This window comes from Streptomyces sp., assembly GCF_031181555.1.
In the GTDB taxonomy this organism is placed as follows: Bacteria; Actinomycetota; Actinomycetes; order Streptomycetales; family Streptomycetaceae; genus Streptomyces; species Streptomyces fimbriatus.
In genome coordinates this window covers 4890-25359 of record NZ_JAPSKQ010000095.1, presented here as the reverse complement: position 1 = coordinate 25359, position 20470 = coordinate 4890, and the positions used below count along the sequence as shown (strand labels likewise).

15 protein-coding genes, 2 tRNA genes, 1 pseudogene and 1 riboswitch are annotated in these 20470 nt (G+C 73.7%); of the genes and pseudogenes, 8 read left to right on the top strand and 10 right to left on the bottom strand.

All coding sequences use genetic code 11. The annotated features are described in order from the left end of the window. Positions 1-34 precede the first annotated feature (34 nt). A complete protein-coding gene (locus tag RIM90_RS19530; protein ID WP_309062009.1) occupies positions 35-583 on the bottom strand; it encodes a MarR family transcriptional regulator in 549 nt (182 codons plus the stop codon). A gap of 122 nt (positions 584-705) precedes the next feature. Between RIM90_RS19530 and RIM90_RS19525 the strand changes: the two genes are divergently transcribed. Continuing rightward, complete coding sequence (locus tag RIM90_RS19525) at positions 706-1980, top strand: MFS transporter (RefSeq protein WP_309062011.1); 1275 nt, start codon at positions 706-708, stop codon at positions 1978-1980. Between the two features lie 53 nt (positions 1981-2033). Here the strand turns inward: RIM90_RS19525 and RIM90_RS19520 are convergent, their stop codons facing one another. Together RIM90_RS19520 and RIM90_RS19515 are read right to left on the bottom strand one after the other, a co-directional pair. Further along, on the bottom strand, positions 2034-3689 hold the full coding sequence (locus RIM90_RS19520; RefSeq protein WP_309062008.1) for a SpoIIE family protein phosphatase: 1656 nt from the start codon (positions 3687-3689) through the stop codon (positions 2034-2036). Between the two features lie 173 nt (positions 3690-3862). Beyond that, on the bottom strand, positions 3863-5242 hold the full coding sequence (locus tag RIM90_RS19515) for an NAD(P)/FAD-dependent oxidoreductase (protein ID WP_309062007.1): 1380 nt from the start codon (positions 5240-5242) through the stop codon (positions 3863-3865). A 378-nt stretch (positions 5243-5620) separates the two neighbouring features. Between RIM90_RS19515 and RIM90_RS19510 the strand changes: the two genes are divergently transcribed. Beyond that, positions 5621-6376 carry a helix-turn-helix domain-containing protein gene (locus RIM90_RS19510; RefSeq protein ID WP_309062006.1) on the top strand — a complete coding sequence of 252 codons (756 nt, stop codon included), beginning with the start codon at positions 5621-5623 and terminating at the stop codon, positions 6374-6376. A gap of 494 nt (positions 6377-6870) precedes the next feature. Here RIM90_RS19510 and RIM90_RS19505 read toward each other — a convergent pair whose 3' ends face one another. Beyond that, the gene (locus tag RIM90_RS19505; RefSeq protein ID WP_309062005.1) at positions 6871-8997 is read right to left on the bottom strand and encodes an asparagine synthase-related protein; all 2127 of its coding nucleotides are present in this window, start codon (positions 8995-8997) and stop codon (positions 6871-6873) included. A 716-nt stretch (positions 8998-9713) separates the two neighbouring features. Between RIM90_RS19505 and RIM90_RS19500 the strand changes: the two genes are divergently transcribed. Genes RIM90_RS19500 through RIM90_RS19485 form a run of 4 tightly spaced genes read left to right on the top strand, consistent with a single transcriptional unit; the run spans position 9714 to position 14834 of the window. After that, positions 9714-11141 (top strand): MFS transporter, encoded by a 1428-nt coding sequence (locus RIM90_RS19500; protein WP_309062004.1) that lies wholly within the window; start codon positions 9714-9716, stop codon positions 11139-11141. Positions 11142-11192: 51 nt separating this feature from the next. Further along, on the top strand, positions 11193-12434 hold the full coding sequence (gene lhgO, locus RIM90_RS19495) for an L-2-hydroxyglutarate oxidase (protein ID WP_309062003.1): 1242 nt from the start codon (positions 11193-11195) through the stop codon (positions 12432-12434). Positions 12435-12484: 50 nt separating this feature from the next. After that, positions 12485-13345 carry a tRNA (guanosine(46)-N7)-methyltransferase TrmB gene (gene trmB / locus RIM90_RS19490; RefSeq protein ID WP_309062002.1) on the top strand — a complete coding sequence of 287 codons (861 nt, stop codon included), beginning with the start codon at positions 12485-12487 and terminating at the stop codon, positions 13343-13345. 52 nt (positions 13346-13397) lie between these two features. Beyond that, a complete protein-coding gene (locus tag RIM90_RS19485) occupies positions 13398-14834 on the top strand; it encodes a PrsW family intramembrane metalloprotease (RefSeq protein WP_375165485.1) in 1437 nt (478 codons plus the stop codon). A gap of 128 nt (positions 14835-14962) precedes the next feature. Here RIM90_RS19485 and RIM90_RS19480 read toward each other — a convergent pair whose 3' ends face one another. The 3 genes from RIM90_RS19480 to RIM90_RS19470 all read right to left on the bottom strand — a co-directional run bounded on the left by RIM90_RS19480 (position 14963) and on the right by RIM90_RS19470 (position 17727). Continuing rightward, complete coding sequence (locus RIM90_RS19480; RefSeq protein WP_309062001.1) at positions 14963-15994, bottom strand: M23 family metallopeptidase; 1032 nt, start codon at positions 15992-15994, stop codon at positions 14963-14965. Positions 15995-16006: 12 nt separating this feature from the next. Further along, positions 16007-16164, bottom strand: a riboswitch (cyclic di-AMP (ydaO/yuaA leader). A 291-nt stretch (positions 16165-16455) separates the two neighbouring features. Next, positions 16456-16529 (bottom strand) — tRNA-Met (locus RIM90_RS19475). Between the two features lie 64 nt (positions 16530-16593). After that, on the bottom strand, positions 16594-17727 hold the full coding sequence (locus RIM90_RS19470) for a dihydrofolate reductase family protein (protein ID WP_309062000.1): 1134 nt from the start codon (positions 17725-17727) through the stop codon (positions 16594-16596). 503 nt (positions 17728-18230) lie between these two features. Between RIM90_RS19470 and RIM90_RS19465 the strand changes: the two genes are divergently transcribed. Continuing rightward, positions 18231-18521 carry a DUF3040 domain-containing protein gene (locus RIM90_RS19465; protein ID WP_309061999.1) on the top strand — a complete coding sequence of 97 codons (291 nt, stop codon included), beginning with the start codon at positions 18231-18233 and terminating at the stop codon, positions 18519-18521. A 270-nt stretch (positions 18522-18791) separates the two neighbouring features. Then, the gene (locus RIM90_RS19460; RefSeq protein ID WP_309061998.1) at positions 18792-19235 is read left to right on the top strand and encodes a hypothetical protein; all 444 of its coding nucleotides are present in this window, start codon (positions 18792-18794) and stop codon (positions 19233-19235) included. Between the two features lie 116 nt (positions 19236-19351). Here RIM90_RS19460 and RIM90_RS19455 read toward each other — a convergent pair whose 3' ends face one another. The 3 genes and pseudogenes from RIM90_RS19455 to RIM90_RS19445 all read right to left on the bottom strand — a co-directional run. Continuing rightward, positions 19352-19684: a hypothetical protein gene (locus RIM90_RS19455; RefSeq protein WP_309061997.1), complete on the bottom strand. Its 333-nt coding sequence runs from the start codon at positions 19682-19684 to the stop codon at positions 19352-19354. Between the two features lie 89 nt (positions 19685-19773). After that, a tRNA-Lys gene (locus tag RIM90_RS19450) sits at positions 19774-19846 on the bottom strand. Positions 19847-19999: 153 nt separating this feature from the next. After that, positions 20000-20470: pseudogene (locus tag RIM90_RS19445) on the bottom strand (RNA helicase); the annotation flags it as partial.

Sequence of the window (20470 nt, the reverse complement as noted above, 5' to 3'; positions counted from 1 at the left end):
GTCAAGATCTTTACGGCCGGGCAGGGCCCCGGTGTCAGTCCAGGTCGGAGAGGCGTCCGCCGGCGTCGGGCTGGGCGTGCTCCACCCTGCGCAGGAGGCGGGTGAGGACCTCGCCCAGGGCCGTCCGTTCCTCCGGGGAGAGGTCCTGGAGGAGGTCCTCCTCGAAGACGGAGGCCATGCGCATGGCCTCCAGCCACTTCTCGCGGCCGGCCGGAGTCAGCTCCACGATCACCCGAACGCGGTTGGCCTCGTCCCGTTCCCGGGTGACCAGGCCCTCGGCGACCATGCGGTCGATCCGGTGGGTCATGGCGGCCGGGGTCAGACCGAGGCGCTTGGCGAGGTCGCTGGGGCCCATGCGGTAGGGGGCGCCGGAGAGGACGAGGGCCTTGAGGACCTCCCAGTCGGCGTTGGTGATGCCGAGGGCGGCCGTCTGACGGCCGTAGGCGACGTTCATCCGGCGGTTCAGACGGGACAGCGCGTTGACGATCTTCTCGACCTGGGGGTCGAGGTCCTGGAACTCGCGCTGGTACGCGGCGATCTGCTCTTCGAGTGTCGGCTCGCTGAGGCCGGAGGTGTCGCCCATGGGCGCAGTATGGCATGCCGCGTCTTTGCCTTGAAGTCCTTCGCTGTGTACTCTTTAGCATCGAACTTTAGCTTCTAAGTATTCACTCCTAACTAGTGAGAGAGGTGAACGTGACCAGGGCGATGGGCGCTGCGATGCGCCGGATCCACGTGGGCAACGCACTCAGCGCTTTCGGGCTCGGCTTCACGGTGCCGTACCTGTACGTCTATGTGGCGCAGGTGCGGGGGCTGGGAGCCATGACGGCGGGTCTCGTGCTCGCCGTCTTCGCTGTGGCCGCGCTGATCGTGCTGCCGTTCGCCGGGCGGGCGATCGTCCGGCGCGGCCCGCTGCCGGTACTGCTCGCCGCCCTGGTCACGGCCGCGATCGGCGCGCTGAGCCTGGGGCTGTCCAGCGGTGCGGCGAGCGTGCTGCTGTCGGCGGCGGCCCTCGGTGCCGGGCAGGCCGTGATGCAGCCGGCGCTCGCGACGATGATCGTGGACTGCTCGACCATGGAGACCCGGTCACGGGCGTTCGCCATGCAGTTCTTCCTGCAGAACCTCGGGCTCGGCGTCGGCGGGCTGATCGGCGGGCACCTCGTGGACACCACGAAAGCCGGTTCCTTCACTCTGCTGTTCTCGCTCGAAGCGGTGATGTTCCTGCTGCTGGTCGCGGTGATGGCGACGGTGCGGACGCCGCGTGCGCCGCGCATCGAGGGCGCTCCGGCGCAGTCGGCCAGGGGCAGCTGGAAGGAGCTGCTGGGCAACCGGGCCATGGTGCAGCTGTGTGTGCTGGGCTTCGTGCTGTTCTTCGCCTGCTACGGGCAGTTCGAGTCGGGGCTGAGCGCGTACGGGGTCGAGGCCGCCGGGATCTCGACGTCCACGCTGGGGACGGCGCTGGCCGCGAACACCCTGGTGATCGTGGTCGCGCAGTTCGCGGTGCTGCGGTTCGTCGAGCGGCGCAAGCGCACCCGCGTGATCGCGTCCGTGGGGCTGATCTGGGCCGTGGCGTGGGCCGTGGCCGCGTACGCGGGGCTCGGGAACGGCAGCCAGGCGATGGCGACCGCCGCCTTCGTCTCGACGTACGCGCTGTTCGGGCTCGGGGAGGCGATGCTGTCGCCGACGCTCGCGCCGTTGGTCGCCGATCTCGCGCCGGCCGGCATGGCCGGGCAGTACAACTCGGCGTTCGCCCTGGTGAAGCAGCTCGCGCTGGCCGTCGGTCCGGCGGTGGGCGGACCGATGGGCGCCTCGCTGCACGGTCCGTACGTCGTGACCTTCCTGCTGTTCTCGCTGGGGATCACCGCGCTGGCGGTACGGCTGGGACGGCAGCTCACGGACGTGCAGAACCATCCGTCGGCGGTGCGGAGCCGCGTGGTGGCGCAGGGGAACGCGTCGGCGGAGCAGGCCGCCGCACACGCCTGACGCACGCGCCGAAGGCCCCCCACGGTGAATCGTGGGGGGCCTTCGGCCTTCTGTCAGACGCCGGGGGGCTTCGGCAGGGCGAACTCGCACCAGACCGCCTTGCCGCCGCCCGGGGTGCGTCTGCTGCCCCAGTTGGAGGCGATCGTCGCGACGATGGCGATGCCCCGGCCGGACTCGTCGCCGGGCTCCGCGCGGCGGCGCCTCGGCAGGTGGTCGTCTCCGTCGGTGACCTCGATGATCAGGCGCCGGTCGGTGCGGCGCAGGCGCAGCCGCATGGGGGGTGTGCCGTGCTGGAGGGAGTTGGCGACCAGTTCGCTGGTGGCCAGGACGCCCAGGTCGTGCAGGTCGGGAGGGAAGCGCCAGCTGGTCAGCACGCCGGAGGCGAAGGCACGCGCGCGGGGGGCCGCTTCGACGCCGCCGAGGAGTTCCAGGGTGGCGTTGCGGAACAGCTCGCTCTCCGGTCCCTTGCGGGCAGGGTGCTGGAGGACGAGGACGGCGACGTCGTCGTCGTGGTCGGGGGTCACACCGGCCGAGCGGACCAGGCGGTCGCAGACGACCTGGGGAGTGCCGGTGGCTCCGGCCAGAGCGCATTCCAGGGCGGCAATGCCCTCGTCCAGGTCCTCGTTGCGGCGCTCGACCAGGCCGTCCGTGTAAAGGACGGCGGTGGAGCCGGGGCCGAGGGGGATCGAACCGGATGCGTGCATCCAGCCGCCGGTGCCGAGCGGGGGGCCGGTCGGTTCGTCGGCGCGCTGGACGGCGCCGTTCTCGTCGCGGACCAGGATGGGCAGGTGGCCGGCGGAGGCGTACACCAGATGGCCCTCGTTGGGATCGTGGATGGCGTACGCGCACGTGGCGATCTGGTTGGCGTCGATCTCCATGGCCAGGCCGTCGAGGAGCTGGAGGATCTCGTGCGGGGGGAGGTCGAGCCGGGCGTAGGCGCGGACGGCCGTGCGGAGCTGGCCCATGACCGCGGCGGCCCGCACGCCCCTGCCCATGACGTCACCGATGACCAGGGCGGTACGGCCGCCGCCGAGGGTGATCACGTCGTACCAGTCACCGCCGACGGCTGCCTCGGTGCCGCCGGGGTGGTAGGTGGCGGCGATGCGCAGGTCGTCGGGTTCCTCGAGCTCCTGGGGGAGCAGGGAGCGCTGGAGGGTGACGGCTGTCTCGCGCTGGCGGCGTTCGCTGGCGCGCAGGCGTGCGGCGGCCTCGGCGTGGTCGGTGACGTCGGTGGCGAAGACCAGCGCGCCGCGTCCGCCGCCCTCCCCCTCGGTGACCGGGGTGCAGGTGAAGGTGTAGGAGCGGCCGTCGGGGGCCTTGCGGGACTTGACCGTGCGGGGCTTGCCGCTGCGCAGGACCTGGTCGAGGAGGGGCAGCAGGCCGAGTTCGTCGAGCTCCGGGAGCGCCTCGCGCGCGGGAGCGCCGATCGGGCGGTCGCCGAAGGCCGCCCGGTAGGCGTCGTTGACGTAGGCGATGCGGTGGTCGGGGCCGTGGACCAGCGCGACGAGGGAGGGGACGTGGTCCAGGACCTCGCGCACCCTCAGCTCGTCGACGGCCGGCACGGGCCGCGTGTCGTCGGTGAGTTGTTCGGCGCGGGCCGCGGGCACGGAGCCCTCTCCCCGCCGGTCCGGGGAGACCGCGTGCTCGGTCCGCGCTGCGGCGCGGCGCTGCGTTCCGGGGAGCCGGGCGCTCCAGCGCGTGAAGTTCACGAATCCTTGCCTCGTGTAGTTGTCGGCGGCCGGAAACCGGGACCGGCCGGGGCCCCGGGGCCGCACCGGGAGCGGGCTGCGGCCCGCCCGCGGTGGTGGACCAGTCTGGCAGGGTGCCGACCGGGCCGACATCCGTCAGACGCCGGGCCAACAGCCGGAGTTCCTGGGTCCGGTCAGGACGACCCCTTCGGGTTGTGCGGAGGGTCTTGAGAAGGCTTTCCACCGGCCGCCAGTTCGAACTCCGCTCGTGGGTGCTCGAGTGACCCCAGGGAGACGATCTCCCGTTTGAAGAGCCCGGCGAGGGTCCACTCGGCGGCCACGCGCGCCTTGCGGTTGAAGGTGGGGACCCGGCTGAGGTGGTAGGTGCGGTGCATGAACCACGCGGGGTAGCCCTTGAGCTTGCGCCCGTAGACCTGGGCGACGCCCTTGTGCAGGCCCAGGGAGGCGACGGACCCGGCGTACTTGTGGGCGTACGTCTCCAGGGGTTCGCCGCGCAGGGAGTGCGCGATGTTGTCGCCGAGGACCCTGGCCTGGCGCAGGGCGTGCTGAGCGTTGGGGGCGCATTCCCGGCCGGGTTCCGCGGCCGTGACGTCGGGGACGGCGGCGGCGTCTCCCGCCGCCCACGCGTGCGTGGTGCCCTCGACGGACAGCTCGGCGGTGCACTTCAGCCGCCCGCGCTCGTCCCGGGGCAGGTCGGTGGCGGCGAGGACGGGGTGCGGTTTGACCCCGGCCGTCCACACGACCGTGCGGGTGGGGAAGCGGGAGCCGTCGCTGAGCACGGCGAGCCGGTCCGCGCAGGACTCCAGACGGGTCTCCAGGCGCACGTCGATGTTGCGGCGGCGCAGTTCGGTGACCGTGTAGCGGCCCATCTCCTCGCCGACCTCGGGCAGGATCCGGTCCGAGGCCTCGACGAGGATCCACTTCATGTCCTCGGGCCGGATGTTGTGGTAGTACCGCGCGGCGTAGCGGGCCATGTCCTCCAGCTCGCCGAGCGCCTCGACACCGGCGTACCCGCCGCCGACGAAGACGAAGGTGAGGGCGGCGTCCCGCAGGGCCGGGTCGCGGGTGGAGGAGGCGATGTCCATCTGCTCGAGGACGTGGTTGCGCAGCCCGATGGCCTCCTCGACGGTCTTGAAGCCGATGCCGTGGTCGGCGAGGCCCGGGATCGGCAGCGTGCGCGACACGGAACCGGGGGCGAGCACCAGCTCGTCGTACGCGAGCCGCCGCCCCCCGGTGCCCTCCTCCTCGGTGGCGAGCGTCGTGAGGGTCGCCGTGCGCTGCGCGTGATCGACGGCGATGACCTCGCCGATGACGATGCGGCACCGGCCGAGGACGCGGCGCAGCGGTACGACGACGTGCCGGGGGGAAATGGCGCCGGCGGCCGCTTCGGGGAGGAAGGGCTGGTACGTCATGTACGGATCCGGGGTGACGACCGTGATCTCGGCCTCGCCCCGTCCGAGTTCCCGTTTCAGCTTCCGCTGCAGGCGCAGGGCCGTGTACATCCCGACGTAGCCGCCGCCGACAACGAGAATGCGCGCACGTTCCTTCACCATCCCATGACGCACCCGCCGCTTGCGTTTGTCCACAGCCTCGACGCGATTGTGTGACCGGAGGGCCGGGTGTCCGGGGTTGGCCGATTCACCGACCGTGAGCAGTATCCACGCAGGTCAGATGGGGTGGATCAGGCACGGCCCGCAGTCACATACGGGACGTATGCGACCCGTACTCCGATCGGGGGGCGCTCCGTGCGGAACGTGCCCCTTCTGAATTGACTTCCTCTCAACTATGTTCGTGTGTCGACGGGGTGCAGGGGGATGCGCTCGTCGGGTCCGCGACGGGCGGATTCGGCAGCCGGGTTCGTCCCGCACGCCCCGGCCATCAATGGCGGGGAGAAGTCTCCGGGGGGAGACGTCATTACCGGGGGAACACACATGCATGTTCAGGACTCTCATTGGTCTTCCGCGTCCGCTGTCGCGACCGGCGCCGCGATGAGCGCGCCCACGGGCAGCGGACGCGCGGACGGCGCGCGCACGACACCGCTGCGCGTGGACGCCCAGCGCAACCTGGAGCACGTACTGCGTGCCGCGCGCGAGGTCTTCGGCGAGCTGGGCTACGGCGCGCCGATGGAGGACGTGGCACGCCGGGCACGGGTCGGCGTGGGCACGGTGTACCGGCGCTTCCCGAGCAAGGACGTCCTGGTGCGGCGGATCGCCGAGGAGGAGACCTCCCGGCTGACCGACCAGGCGCGTGCGGCGCTCGGCCAGGAGGACGAGCCGTGGTCGGCGCTGTCCCGCTTCCTGCGCACCTCGGTCGCCTCCGGCGCCGGGCGGCTGCTGCCGCCGCAGGTGCTGCGGGTGGGTGTGGCGGAGGAGCACGACCTGTCGGACCACGCGCGCGTGCCGCAGCAGCGGACCCAGCCGGCCGCGGGTGAACTGCGGCTGGTGCCCGACGACCCGACGGCCGCCGCGCCCGAGGACTCCGGCACGGCGCAGCTCCTCGACGTGGTGGGCCAGCTGGTGGAACGGGCCCGCGCCGCAGGCGAACTCCGCCCCGACGTGTCGGTGTCGGACGTCCTCCTGGTGATCGCCACGGCCGCCCCCTCCCTGCCGGACGCGACCCAGCAGGCAGCGGCTTCGGCCCGCCTGCTGGACATCCTGCTGGAGGGCCTGCGGTCGCGCCCGGCGTAGGGCGAGCCACCGGGGAGCTCCCGCTCGGGGTCGGTGCGGGCGGGATGCGGGACCCGGCGTCGGCCGGTCGACCGGAGTGGGTGCGGGCCGGGGCGGGGTGCGCGGCCCGGGCGGTACGGGGTGCCTCCCCCACTCCCGGCTTCGCCCGAGCGGGGGACCCCCGCCGCCCACCCGTGCCGCCCGGGGGTGCCCCCTGCTCGGAGAGCTCGGGGGAGGCACGGACACCCGCGGGAGACGGGCCGGCAGCCGCGTACGGCGGGAAGGGGACGGGACGGGGGCGTCCGCCCGCAGCGGCCGGCGCGTCAACGACCGCGCCCCGCCGAGTCACCGATCCCGCGCCGGACCGAGGACGGGCACCCCCGCCCCGTCCCCCCGCCGGACCGGAGGCGCTGCACCGGCCCCCACCGGAGCCGCGGCCGCGCCGCAGGCATCCGACGCGCACCCCCACCCGCACACGCACCGCAGGCGCACGCACAGCCCACCGCAGACGTCTCCTACGCCCGCCGTCCTCCCGCACCCGCGCCCAACGCCCCGCGCTGCGGCGCGATCCCTCCCGGCACCGCCCGCTGCCGCGCCGGCGTCCCCGTCCAGCACGTCCCCCTGCGCGCCAGCAACCGCCGCAGCCACAGCTCCAGCGCGACCAGCTCCGCCAGCCCGTCCAGCGGCAGCGGTTCCCCCTCCGCCGCCCCCCGCAGCGCCTTGCGCACCACCCGCGCCTCGACCAGCCCCGCCTCCGCCAGCAGCGGCGTGTCGAACAACGCCATCAGCCCGTCCGCCGCCACCCGCAGCCCGGCCCGTGCCGCGACCGCCGCGCTGGCCCGGGACGTCGGCGCCCCCCACCCGGCCGGCAGCTCCCGCACGCCCGCGCCCTCCAGCACCGACCGCAGAATCGACGCCCGCGCCCCCGGCCGCACCCGCAGCGCTTCCGGCAGCGCCCGGCACGCCCGTACGACCTGGTTGTCGAGGAACGGCGCATGCAACCGCTGGAACCGGATCTCGGCGGCCTGCTCCAGCACCCGCAGATCCGCCGCGTGCCGAGCCAGCGCCGCACGCGCCCGGAAGTCACCGGGCCGCTGCCCCGGCCCCACCTCGGACCGCCGCGTCGACGCCTGGAGGCGAACCGATACTTCAGCCAGCGCCTCACCGGTCAGCCACCGCGCCGCCGGCCCGGGTCTCCCCCAGGTCAGCGCGGCCAGCGAGGCATCCCCCGCGCCCCCGGGGCCGTCACCGTCCAGCCGTCGGTGCAGAAGCCGCTCCGCGAGGCTCTCCAGCCCCGCCCGGTAGGGCGTACGCGCCAGCCGCCGCGCCGCCGCGTACACGCGCGCGGGAACCATCACGGAGCCGTCCGCCTTGGCCAGCGCGGCGACCGGCCGCACCAGGTGCCGCCGCTTGCGGTCCATCAGCAGGTCGGCGAGCCGCGCCGGATGCGCGTCCAGCACCTGCCGCGCCCCGTACCCCGTGAAGTGGTCCGCGCTGCCCGCCGCCAGCCGCGCCCGGTGCCGCGCGACCGACACCAGCGAGGGTCCCGGCTCGTCGGTCAGCGGACCGTCCAGATCGACGTAGGGGAGGGTCTCCTCCCCGCCCGCGACCACGACATGGTGCAGCCGGGGATTCGCCGCCAGCGCCCCGGCCCGCTCCAGCTCGCCGTCGTCCCGGCCCCCGTCCGCACCGCCCGCCGTCGCGAGGTCGTTGAAGGTGACGGCCAGCAGCCGCTCCCCCGCCCCGGTGCCGTGCCCCAGGACGGTCCCCGGCCTCCCGGGCAGTCCCGCCGCCAGCAACGCCAGCGTCCCGGACGCCGGTCCCCCGGACAGGTCGGCCCCGATCCCCGGCACCGGCATCCCGCGCGCCGCGCGCCGCTCGGCGGGCCCCATGCCCGGAACGGGCCCGGGGTCGATGTCCGCGCCCGGGACGTGCCGGGGCGCGGCCAGCCGCGTCCGCACGGCCTCGACCAGCGCGTCCCGCACCGCGTCCACCGCCCGGTCGGGGTCGGCGGGAGGCGCCGCGACCGCGAGCGAGGCGACGGGCTCGTACCCGGCGACCTCGCGCGCCCCCGCGCGCAGGATCAGCGCGTGCCCCGGCGGAATGCGCTTCACGCCGTCGTACGGGGTCGAGTCGTGCAGCGCGGCCGGTACGTCCGGCGCGGCGAGCAGCGCGGCGAGGTGCCCGAAGTCGAGGTTGGCCTCGATGAGATCGGCGAGCGGCAGCGCGGCGGTCGCGTACGCCGTGCCGCCCGCCCAGGGGGTGTAGAACACCGGCCGGGCGCCCGCGAGGTCGCCGCAGACGGTGACCCGGCGGCCCACCTGGACGACGGCGGTGTAGCTGCCCGGCCAGGCGGTGAGGTGCCTCAGCGCTCCGCCGCGCGCGGCGAACAGCGCGACGCGCAGCTGCTCGTCGGAGGCACCGCAGGTACCGAGGACGGCGATCCTGGTCCGGTCGTCGGCCGTGACCACCCGTACCTCGTCGGGGCGCCAGTCGCCGACCGCCCACAGCGGGTCGGGGTCACCCCACAGCAGTTGGGAACCCACGGGCTGCAGGGTCTCGCCGTCGGCCCCGGTGGCACCGGCGGAGCCGAACCCCACGGCTCCCGCGGCGGTGCTGCTCCATCCCACCAACCACCGCATCGACGCCCCCACAGACCGTGGACAACCAGTGCACCGTACGAACCGGTTCCCCATGCTGCCATGAAGGAGGCGCTCAGGAGGCGTGCCGGAGCCGTGTGTGCTCCGTCGAACGCGCCCCGGCGGATACACCACCCCGGGACGGACCCCCGACCCACCACGAGGAGATCGCCGAGCGCCGCCGCGCAACTCCCCACACCGCTGCGACGCGAATGCGCCCCCACAGCGCGCCCCCAAAACCCCCAACGCGCCCTCAACTGCCTTGGTAGACAAGGGGATAGTCCGGGAACACCATGGTTTGTTTTCAGCCAAATCGAAGCGGCGGACACCGTCCCGAACACGCTCCGTACAGGCTCTGCGCACCGCCGCGCGGTCGCGCGGTCCGGGAGACGGAGCACGCCTCCCGGACCGTTCCACCGCCCGCGGGGATGAAGGCGGCGGTGTCCCCCAGCCCGCCGGATCCAGTACAGCGGGCCGACCCACGCACGGACCATGGAACCGCTCCCCCGATGGCCGGAGAAGAGCGCACGCACGGGCGCACGGCCACACACCGGGAGCACACCGCAACTGCGCGTATCGGACCCGCACTTCAGTACGGACCACAATCCCGCCATCCGGAAGAATGCCCCTTAACGCTTGGGATGCGGCGAACTACGCTGGGTTTACGAATGCCGCACGGTTATGCCAGCGCGGCAGCCGTCTGTGTCGAGGGGTGGCGCATGTCCAGGGAGCAACGCGGGCCGAACGAAAAGCTCGGCGCCGTTCTCGCCCTCGCGGGAATCTCCAACGCAGGCCTCGCGCGGCGCGTCAACGACCTCGGCGCACAGCGGGGACTGACGCTTCGCTACGACAAGACGTCGGTGGCGCGCTGGGTGTCGAAGGGAATGGTGCCGCAGGGTGCGGCCCCGCACCTGATAGCCGCCGCCATCGGGCAGAAGCTGGGCCGTCCGGTGCCGCTCCACGAGATCGGCCTGGCGGACGCGGACCCCGCGCCCGAAGTGGGCCTCGCCTTCCCCCGGGACGTCGGACAGGCGGTGAGGTCCGCGACGGAGCTGTACCGGCTGGACCTCGCCGGCCGCAGGGCGGGAGCCGGCGGCATCTGGCAGTCACTGGCCGGTTCCTTCGCGGTCAGCGCATACGCAACGCCCGCCTCACGATGGCTGATAACCCCGGCCGACAGTTCGGTGGCGCGCGAGGTGAACCCGTCCGAGGGCCCCGGCGCACCGATCAAAGTCGGCCACAGCGATGTGCGCAAACTGCGGGAGGCCGCCGAGGACGCCCGCCGCTGGGACTCCAAGTACGGTGGCGGCGACTGGCGTTCGTCGATGGTCCCCGAATGCCTGAGGGTCGAGGCGGCCCCGCTGCTGCTCGGCTCCTACTCCGACGACGTCGGCCGCTCGCTCTTCGGCGCCGCCGCCGAACTCACCCGCCTCGCGGGCTGGATGGCCTTCGACACCGGCCAGCAGGAGGCGGCCCAGCGCTACTACATCCAGGCCCTGCGCCTGGCCCGTGCCGCGGCCGACGTGCCCCTCGGCGGTTACGTCCTGGCGTCCATGTCCCTCCAGGCGACCTACCGCGGCTTCGGCGACGAGGGCGTGGACCTCGCCCAGGCCGCGCTGGAGCGCAACCGGGGCCTGGCCACCGCACGCACCATGAGCTTCTTCCGCCTCGTCGAGGCACGCGCGCACGCGCGCGCGGGAGACGCCCAGGCCGCCGGCACCGCCCTGAAGGCGGCGGAGGGCTGGCTGGAGCGTTCCCGCCCCGGCGACAACGACCCGTCCTGGCTCGGCTTCTACGGCTACGACCGGTTCGCCGCCGACGCCGCGGAGTGCTACCGCGACCTCAAGGCGCCCCGCCAGGTCCGCCGCTTCACCGAGCAGGCGCTGTCGAAGCCGACGGAGGAGTTCGTGCGCTCGCACGGCCTGAGGCTGGTCGTCTCGGCGGTCGCCGAACTGGAGTCGGGCAACCTGGACGCGGCCTGCGAACAGGGCGTCCGCGCGGTGGAGGTGGCGGGCCGCATCTCGTCGGCCCGCACCACCGAGTACGTCAAGGACCTCCTGCACCGTCTGGAGCCCTACGGCGACGAACCCCGCGTGGTCGAGCTGCGCGAGCGCGCCCGTCCGCTCCTGATGGCCCCGGCCGGATGACACCGCCCTGACGGGCCGCCCCGCGGGTTTGAAGGCGTTGTCAGTGGCGCAGTGCACTATCGGAGCCAGGAGGTGGTGCAGGTGCGGCGGGCGTACGACTGCGACGTGCTGGTGATCGGCGGCGGGATCGTCGGGCTGTCGACGGCGTACGCGATCACCCGCGCGGCGCCGGGCACGCGGGTCACCGTGCTGGAGAAGGAGTCCGGCCCCGCCCGGCACCAGACGGGCCGCAACAGCGGCGTCATCCACAGCGGCATCTACTACCGCCCCGGCTCGCTCAAGGCCCGGTACGCGGTGCGCGGCGCCGCCGAGATGGTCAAGTTCTGCGCGGAGTACGACATCCCGCACGCCGTGACGGGCAAGCTGATCGTCGCCACGGCGCGCGACGAGCTGCCGCGCCTGCACGCCCTGGTCCAGCGCGGCCGGGAGAACGGCCTCACGGTCCGCGAACTGGGCGCCGCGCAGATCGCGGAGTACGAGCCGGAGGTCGAGGGCCTGGCGGCCATCCACGTGGGCACCACCGGCATCTGCGACTTCACCGCCGTGGCCCGGCACCTGGCCGAGGCCTCGGGCGCGGAGATCCGCTACGCGGCGCGGGTCACCCGCGTCGACCGCCGGCCCGACCGCGGAGTCGCCGTCCGCACCGCCTCCGGTGACGTCGTACGCGGCCGGGTGCTGGTGAACTGCGCCGGGCTGCACTGCGACGAGATCGCCCGCCTCACGGGGGACGAGCCCGGCGTGCGCATCGTGCCCTTCCGGGGCGAGTACTACGAGCTGGCCCGGCCGGAGCTGGTGCGGGGCCTGGTCTACCCGGTGCCCGACCCGGCGTTCCCCTTCCTCGGCGTCCACCTCACGCGCGGCATCGACGGCGGCGTCCACGTCGGCCCCAACGCGGTACCGGCCCTGGCCCGCGAGGGCTACGACTGGCGCACGGTGCGTCCGCGCGAGCTGGCGGGCACCCTGACCTGGCCGGGCTCCTGGCAGCTGGCCCGCCGCCACTGGCGGTACGGCACCGGCGAGCTGCACCGCTCCCTGTCCAGGGCCGCCTTCACCCGGGCGGTGCGCAGGCTCCTGCCCGCGGTGCGGGAGGAGGACCTGGTGCCGGCGCCGGCCGGGGTGCGCGCCCAGGCGGTGCTGCGGGACGGCACCCTGGCCGACGACTTCCTGATCCAGGAGACCCCGCGGGCGGTCCACGTGCTCAACGCGCCCTCACCGGCGGCGACGGCATCCCTGCCGATCGGACGGGAGGTCGCGCGGCGGGCGCTGGCGGAGCTGGAGGGGCCGGGGCGGTGAAGGGCACGCCGGCCGTCCGCCGGCCGTACCCCCGTAAAATCGACAGCACTGTGTCTGACTCCGTGAACACCCCCGAAGCCCCGCACCCCGCGCACGCGCCCGGTGCCTCGATCCGCCGTACCCGGGCCAAGGGTGAGCCGCGGTTCCCGGACGGGCCGAGGGCCGATCCCGCCGGGTCGCACTTCGAGCGGCGCATCCGGAGTTTCCAGCCGCGCCGCAGCCGGGTGACCGCCGGGCAGGCGGACGCGCTGCAGCGGCTGTGGCCCAAGTGGGGCTTCGACATCGACGGCCGGCACCGGCTCGACCTCGCGGAGTTCTTCGGCAACGACAACCCGGTGGTCCTGGAGATCGGCTTCGGCATGGGCGAGGCCACCGCGACGATGGCCGCCGCCGACCCGGCCACCAACATCCTCGCCGTGGACGTCCACACCCCCGGCCAGGGCAACCTCCTCAACCTCGCCGACCAGCAGGGCCTGACCAACGTCCGCGTCGGCAACGGCGACGCGATCATCCTCCTGCGCGAGATGCTCGCCCCCGACTCCCTCGACGGGCTGCGCGTCTACTTCCCGGACCCGTGGCCCAAGAAGCGGCACCACAAGCGGCGGCTGATCCAGCCCGCGTTCCTCTCCCTGGCGGCGACCCGGCTCAAGCCGGGTGCGGTGCTGCACTGCGCCACCGACTGGGAGCCGTACGCCGAGCAGATGCTCGAGGTGCTGACCGCGCACCCCGACTTCGAGAACACCCGGGCCGACGGCGGTTTCGCGCCGCGACCGCCGTTCCGGCCGCTGACCCGTTTCGAGAGCCAGGGGCTGGACAAGGGTCATGTCGTGAACGACCTGCTCTTCCGTCGCGTACAGCACGGCGACCGACCCGGAGCACAGCGCTCCGACCAGCCCCCCACCGGCGCCTGAGCCCACTTCGCGCTCCTGCGGGCAGCGCCCTCGTCTCGTTAGGGTCCCTTCCGTGGCCAGCAGCCCTCCCTACCCGACGTATCCCGGCGCGACACCGCAGCCCGGTGGCGTGCCCCCGCGGCCCGGCGGTGTGCTCCGGCACGCGCACTGGTGGCAGCGGCCCTGGGTGCGCTACGGAGCGCTGATCGCCCTGCTCGCGCTGTCGGGGCTGGTCATCCTGGCGCTGGTGCGCGAGCAGACCGGCACGGAGGGGTTCCTGGTCGGGCTGGGGCTCGCGGTGCTTCCCGTGCCGCTGCTCATAGCCGCCTTCCGGTGGCTGGACCGGGTGGAGCCGGGGCCCTGGCGGAACCTGCTGTTCTCCTTCGCCTGGGGCGCCTGCGCGGCGGCGCTCATAGCGATCGTGGCCAACAGTTTCGCCACCCGGTGGATAGCGACGGCCACGGCCGATCCGTCGAGCGCGGACACGCTCGGCGCGACCGTCATAGCGCCCGTCGTGGAGGAGACCGCGAAGGCCGCCGCCGTGCTGCTGGTCTTCCTCTTCCGCAGACGCGACTTCACCGGGATCCTCGACGGCGTGGTGATAGCCGGGGTCACCGCCACCGGCTTCGCGTTCACCGAGAACATCCTCTACCTCGGCACCGCCTTCGGCACCGACCAGGTGACCGGCGGCAGCGGCATCGCCTCGGTCACCGCGGCGACGTTCTTCGTCCGCATCGTCATGTCGCCGTTCGCGCACCCGCTGTTCACCGTGCTCACCGGCATCGGGTTCGGGATCTCCGCGCTCTCCACGCAGCGGCAGCGGGTCCGGCGGGTGCTGCCGCCGCCGGCCGGGCTGCTGCTCGCGATGGGCATGCACGCGCTGTGGAACGGGTCCTCGACGCTGGGCGACTACGGGTTCTTCGCCGTGTACCTGGCGTTCATGGTGCCGGCGTTCGGCGTGCTGACCTGGCTGGTGGTGTGGACGCGGCAGCGCGAGCTGCGGACGGTCCGGGCGGAACTGCCGGCGTACGCCCTGGCCGGCTGGCTGACGCCGGCGGAGCCGTTCGCCCTGGGCTCGATGCGCGCCCGGCGCGTCGCCCGGCAGTACGCGCGCCGGCACGGGGGGAAGGCGGTGGCGCGGGCGGTGGCGCAGTACGAGGCGTACGCGACCTCGCTGGCGTTCCTGCGGCACCGGGGGCGGCTCGGCCGTGCGGGGACGGACTTCGTCGAACGGGAACGGGAGCTGCTGCTGGAGCTGTGGCACCGCCGGGAGGCGGCCCGCCCGGCGCTGGACCACGCGGCCCGCGCCACCGCGCCGCCGATTCCGGTCGCCGTCCCGCCGTGGCCGATGCACGGGGTTCACGGGGCCTACGGGGGGTACGGGGTTCAGGGGATGTACGGGATGCACGGGACCCCTGGGGTCCATGGAGTTCAGGCACCCCATGGGTACGGGCACCCACCGCAGGCGCACCCGTACCCGGCGTATCAGCCGAACCCTTACCGTTCCTGAGCCGTCGGGCGATGGGCCCCGAGGGGCCTGCGGCCGCGGTGTGCCGGGGACGCCGCGGCACCACCGGACCGGCAGCCCTGGCGTCGGGGGGCGCCGTCGGGACTGCCGGGTTCAGGGGGCGGCGGGTCTCAGGGGGTGAGGCCCTTGTCGCGCAGCCACGCCAGCGGGTCGACGCCCGAGGTGGAGCCGTCGGGGTGGACCTCCAGGTGGAGGTGGGCCCCGGTGGAGTTGCCGGTGGAGCCGACGCGGCCGATCACATCGCCGGTGTTGACCTTCTGGCCGACGCTGACGCTGATGGAGGACTGGTGGGCGTACCAGATCTCGGTGCCGTCCTCGAGGGTCAGCACGGTCTTGTAGCCGTAGGAGCCGTCCCAGCCGGCGGACGTGATCGTGCCGGTGTGGACCGCCTTGATCAGGGTGCCCGTGGGCGCGGCGAAGTCGAGGCCGGTGTGGTAGCCGGAGGACCAGTAGGCGCCGGCCTGGCCGAAGGTCGAGCTGAGGGTGTACGAGGAGGTCGGCAGCGCGTACTGCTTGGCCAGCTCGGCGAGGCGCTCGGCCTCGGCCTTCTTCCTGGCCTCCTCCTCCGCCTTCTTCTTCGCGGCGGCGGCCTTGGCCTCGGCCTCCTTCTCCGCCTTGGCGGCGGCCTCCGCGGCGGCCTTCTCGGCAGCGGCGGCGGCTTCCGCGGCGGCCTTGCTCTCGGCCTGGTCCTGCTGCTGCTCGACCTGCGCCATGATCCGGGCGCGCAGCGCCTCACCGGCGTCGGCGGCGCCCTGCTCGGTGTCGACACCGGTCATGCCGATGTCGCTGAGCGGAGTGGCGGAACCGGCGGGCTCCTCCTCGTCGGAGATGAGGGAACCCACGTTGGGGAGGTCGGGCATGGAGATCGAGACCGGCGGCTTGCCGGCCTGGGCGCTGGCCATGCCGCCCGCGCCCACCGCGGCGATGACGCCGACGCCCAGAACGGTGGAGCTGCGGGCGAGCCCTCCGCCGCGCTGCTTGCTGACGCGGTGCCGGCCGCGTACCGGGCGGACGGACTCCGCGGTGGGGTTCCACTCCTCGAAGGGGCCCTCGTCGCTGCGGACGCCGCCGTAGCCGAAGGTCTCGCCGTCGCGCTGGCTCGGCATGAACGGGGCCTCGGGGGCAGGCCGGTTGGACGCCACGTGGGCGCGCTCCTTTCCTTCCTTCACCGCCTACCGGGTTAGCTGACGGGTTCGGAGCAGGAAGGTCTCCTACGCGCGTATACGAGCCGTGTTCCCACGGCGGTATCCACGCGATTCACCCCATGGTGGTGGTTCCCCGGTTCCCTTGCGGGATTCGGCGCGTGCGCACGGAGCCGACTTCTGTGACGGCTGGGACGACCGCGCTGCGTTATCGAACGTTAATAGAAGCGAGGGCATGATTCCAAGCCGTTCCACTTGATCGTTCACGATTTCCGCATGGACTTAACCGCCAGTACTTCCCCAAAACGGGCGAGTTGACCCGGCCTCAGACGCCCGTCGGTTTCTGACAGTGTGTCAGTTGTTATGCACAGCGAGGTGGACCGGTCACGTTCGGTGAGGGTGGTGCGTGCGGAAAACACCGAGGGCCGGAACCCTTTCGGATTCCGGCCCTCGGCCTTCAGTAGCGGGGACAGGATTTGAACCTGCGACCTCTGGGTTATGAGCCCAGCGAGCTACCGAGCTGCTCCACCCCGCGTCGGTATGACACCAGTGTACGTCATGCGCGGGACGCTCAGCGCACCCCTGGTCTCCGGCCCTCCTCAGCGGCCGATCAGATGGCCGTTCGGCGCTTGGGCCCGCTCCTCGTACTCCGGCAGGACGACGACGGCGGCACCCCCGTCCACCAGCACCCCGCTGCCGTCGGCGCCCTGCACGAAGGTGTCCGGCTCGCGCCAGGCCGTGACCACCCGCCGTACCCCCGCGTCCAGGATCAGCCGGGCACAGGGCGCCGGCCGGGACGCGCGCCGGGCGCAGGGTTCCAGGCTGGAGTACACGGTGGCGGTCGCGAGCCGGGGATCCGTGGGGTCGATCTTGGCGAGTGCCGCCTCCTCCGCGTGCACCACCGGATCCCCGCCCTCCCGGGAGTGGCCCCGTGCCAGCTCCGTACCGTCGGCCGCGACCACCACCGCGCCCACGCTGAACGCCGTCTCGGACGGCGGGCACCGGTCCGCGAGGTCGCAGGCGAGGGCCAGCCAGTGGTGGTCGGCGGCGGAGGGCAGCTCACCGGTGCCGGGCGCGGTGGGCTCGTAACGCATCAGGACGACGTCGCCGACGGCGCGGGTCTCGAGCAGCCGCAGCCGGCCGCCCTGGTAGGAGCCGGGGCCGAAGAGGCGGGGGGCGTCCGGGTCGCCGACGAAGAGCGGGGCGAGGACCAGCTGGAGTTCGTCGGCGAGGCCCTGGGTGAGGAGCTGGGTGTGGATCAGGCCGCCGCCCTCGACCATGAGCCGCCGGACCCCGCGTACGGCGTACAGGTGCTCCAGGAGCCGCCGCCAGTCGACCTCGGGGCCGAGCGGGACGACATCGGCCGCGAGACCGTGGGCGCGGGCCCGTTCGGCGCCCTCGTCGGTCGTGTAGAGGACCTTCTCGCCCCCCGTGTGCCAGAACAGCGCCGTCGGGTCCAGGTCGCCGGAGCCGCTGACGGTGACCTTGAGCGGATACTCGGGCCTGCCCCGGGTGACCCGAAGGGCCCGCCGTTCGGGCGAGTTGACCAGCAGGCGCGGGTTGTCGGCCCGGATCGTGCCGGCGCCGACCAGGATCGCGTCCACCGAGGCCCGCACCTCGTCGACCCGGTCGAAGTCGGCCGGCCCGGACAGCAGCAGCCGCTCGGGGCCGGTGTCGTCCAGGTAGCCGTCCAGGGAGACGGCGGCGGACAGCAGGACGTACGGGTGGGGCATCGGCGCACTCCAAGCGGGGCGGGGACGGCGGACGGGACAGCGGTGGGACGGCGGGTGGGGCGGCGGGACGGCCGGTGCGGGCGTGCGGTCCGGATTCGGGCTCGGATTCGGATTCGGATTCGGGTCAAGTCTGACAACAGGTCCGGTGTGCTCGGCGGCGGTGGGCGTCCTGTGTGCGCCGGGCGAGCCGTGCGCCCTCCGGAACGGTCCCCATGTCCGTCCGCCGCGCCGGGCACCACGGCGGTCCGCGTACGGCCCCCGCCCCCGCGGGATGGGTGCCGGGACCGATGGCCGGAGCCGGCGGCGATGGACGATGCCGGGGCATTCGGACCGGCCGGGTGACAGCGTCGACATACGGGCAAACTCCTTTGTACCGGGCCGAGTTCGGCAGTCCGGCGATTCGCCTCTCGCACCCCCGCGTCACAGGACCGGCGTCCGGCGGTGCCCCAGGGGCCGGTCGTCGCCGTCACCGGCGGGCTGCCACCGGCCGGGAAGGAGGAGCCGTGCCCCAGTCCGACGACGAGCGTCTCGTCGATCTCGCGGCCCGACTCGAGCGGGAGGACCGTCGTTTCGCCCGCTCGCTGTCCGCCGGCCGACCCGCCCGCCCCCGCGAGTACCGGCACACGCGCGCCTGGTGGGTGCTGGGGATCGGGGTCGGCATGCTGATCGCGGGCGTGGTCCTCCCCGACGGGCTGCTCATCGCGGCGGGACTGGTCCTGAGCGGAATCGCCGTCCAGTTGCTCGACCCGGACCGGCGGCGGACGGGCGGCCCCCGCCGCCGCCCTCCGCGCTGAGCCCCGTCACCGCCCCGCGTCCCGGTCGCCGACCGCCTGCCGCCGCCTTCCGTCATCCGCCGTCCGTGTGACGACTGTGCGACCGTCTCGTTCGACGCTTCCGTCCGGTCACTCCCTGCTGCCACTCCGGCCGACACCCCGAACACCGGCTCTCGAAGCCGCGCGGAGCGGAAAGTGGGACAATCCGCTCGGGCCAACGCCTCGCCCGCCGGGACATCCGACCGCCCTCCCGACGGTCGGCGGCGGGGAGACCGGAAGGGGAGCGTCAGCATGATCGAGTGGGTGCCCCTCGGCACCGGGCCGAAGCCGGTCCCCCGGCCCGTCGCCACACCGCTGGTGTGGGCCGGCGCCCTCGGCGGTGCGTCGGCGCTGGTGGCGCTGCTCAACACGGTCGTGGGCACCGACCACCCCGGACTCGCCCTGATCGCCCTGTCCCTGCTGGCCGCCGTCCTCGGCGTGTACGCCCGGTTCGCCGCGGCCCCGGGTACGGCCGTCCTGTGCTGGCTGTTCCTCAACGGCTTCGCCGTCCCGCCCGCGGGCACCCTCTCCTGGACCGGCCCCCGCGACACCTTCTGGCTCACCTGCCTGCTCGTCGCCGCACTCGTCGGCACGGCCGTCTCCCGCCTGGCCCACGCCCGCGCGGCCCACCACCGCCTCACCCCGGTCGCCCGCACGCCCCCCACGGAACCGGAGGAGGGGCCGCACGCCTTCTGACGGGAGCGGCGCGTCACCCGCGAACGCGGAGAGCTCGACCCGGGTGAGCCCGCCCGATCCCGGGACGTCCCGCTCGACGGCGCCCGCGGCACCCGCCGCCACCCCGGCGGAGGTGGTCAGCGGTGCGGCCAGGACGGTGAGCGTGGGCAGCGCCCTGTGCGGGGAACGTCCGTCGCGCTTCCCGGTGCAGGGGCTCCAGCGGCTCGTCCCAGGTTCTCCTTGCGGGCGTTCTCCCCGGGAGTGGCCGACAGCACTCCCTCGTCGAGCGCGTACCGTCGGTCGCGGGTTCCGGCGACCGACGGGTCGTGGGTGACGAGCAGCACGGCCGCGCCCCGCTCGGCGCAGGAACGCAGGGCGTTCATCACGGCGTTCGCGGTCCTGGGGTCGAGGCCGGAGGTCGGTTCGCCGGCCAGGACGAGCACCGGCTGCTCCACGGCCACCCGGATCACCTCGTGCAGCGTGCCCCGTGCGGTTTCCCCCGCCGCGCGACAAAGCCCCCTGGATCCGGCCCTGCCGCCGGATCCAGGGGGCTCATGTGTAGGCCCTGTGGGACTCGAACCCACAACCAATGGATTAAAAGTCCACTGCTCTGCCAATTGAGCTAAGGGCCCCTGGCGATGTTGCCTACCCGAGCATAGCCGGACGTGGCCCAGTCTCCGATCGGGTATCGGGGAGCCGGGCCCGGACGTGTCCCCGCGGGAACGCGGAAGGGCCCGCACGACAGGTGTCGCGCGGGCCCTTCGAGACGGCTCGGTGAAACCGGATCAGCCGTTGCGCTTCCAGCGCGGCTTGTCCTCGCGGCGGCCGAAGGAGCCGCCGCCGCGGTGGTCGTCACGGCGACCGTACGGGCGGTCGTGGCCGCCGGTGCGGAAGCCCGGGCGGTCGCCCTGGCGGTCGCGGTTGAAGGGACGGTCGCTGCCCCGGTGGCCGCCGCGCTCGTCCCGGCGGAAGCCACCCCGGTCACGGTCGCGGTCGCGGTTGAAACCGCCCCGGTCGTCCCGGCGCTCGAAGGAACGCCCACCACGGTCACCCCGGTCGTCCCGGCGGAAACCGCCGCGGTCGCCGCCACGGTCACCCCGGTCGCCCCGGTCATCGCGGCGGAAACCGCCCCGGTCGCCGCGGTCGTCCCGGCGGAAACCGCCGCGGTCGCCGTCACGGCGCTCGAAGCCGCGGTCACGGTCGAAGGAACGCCCGCCCCGGTCGCCGCCGCGGTCACCCCGGTCATCGCGGCGGAA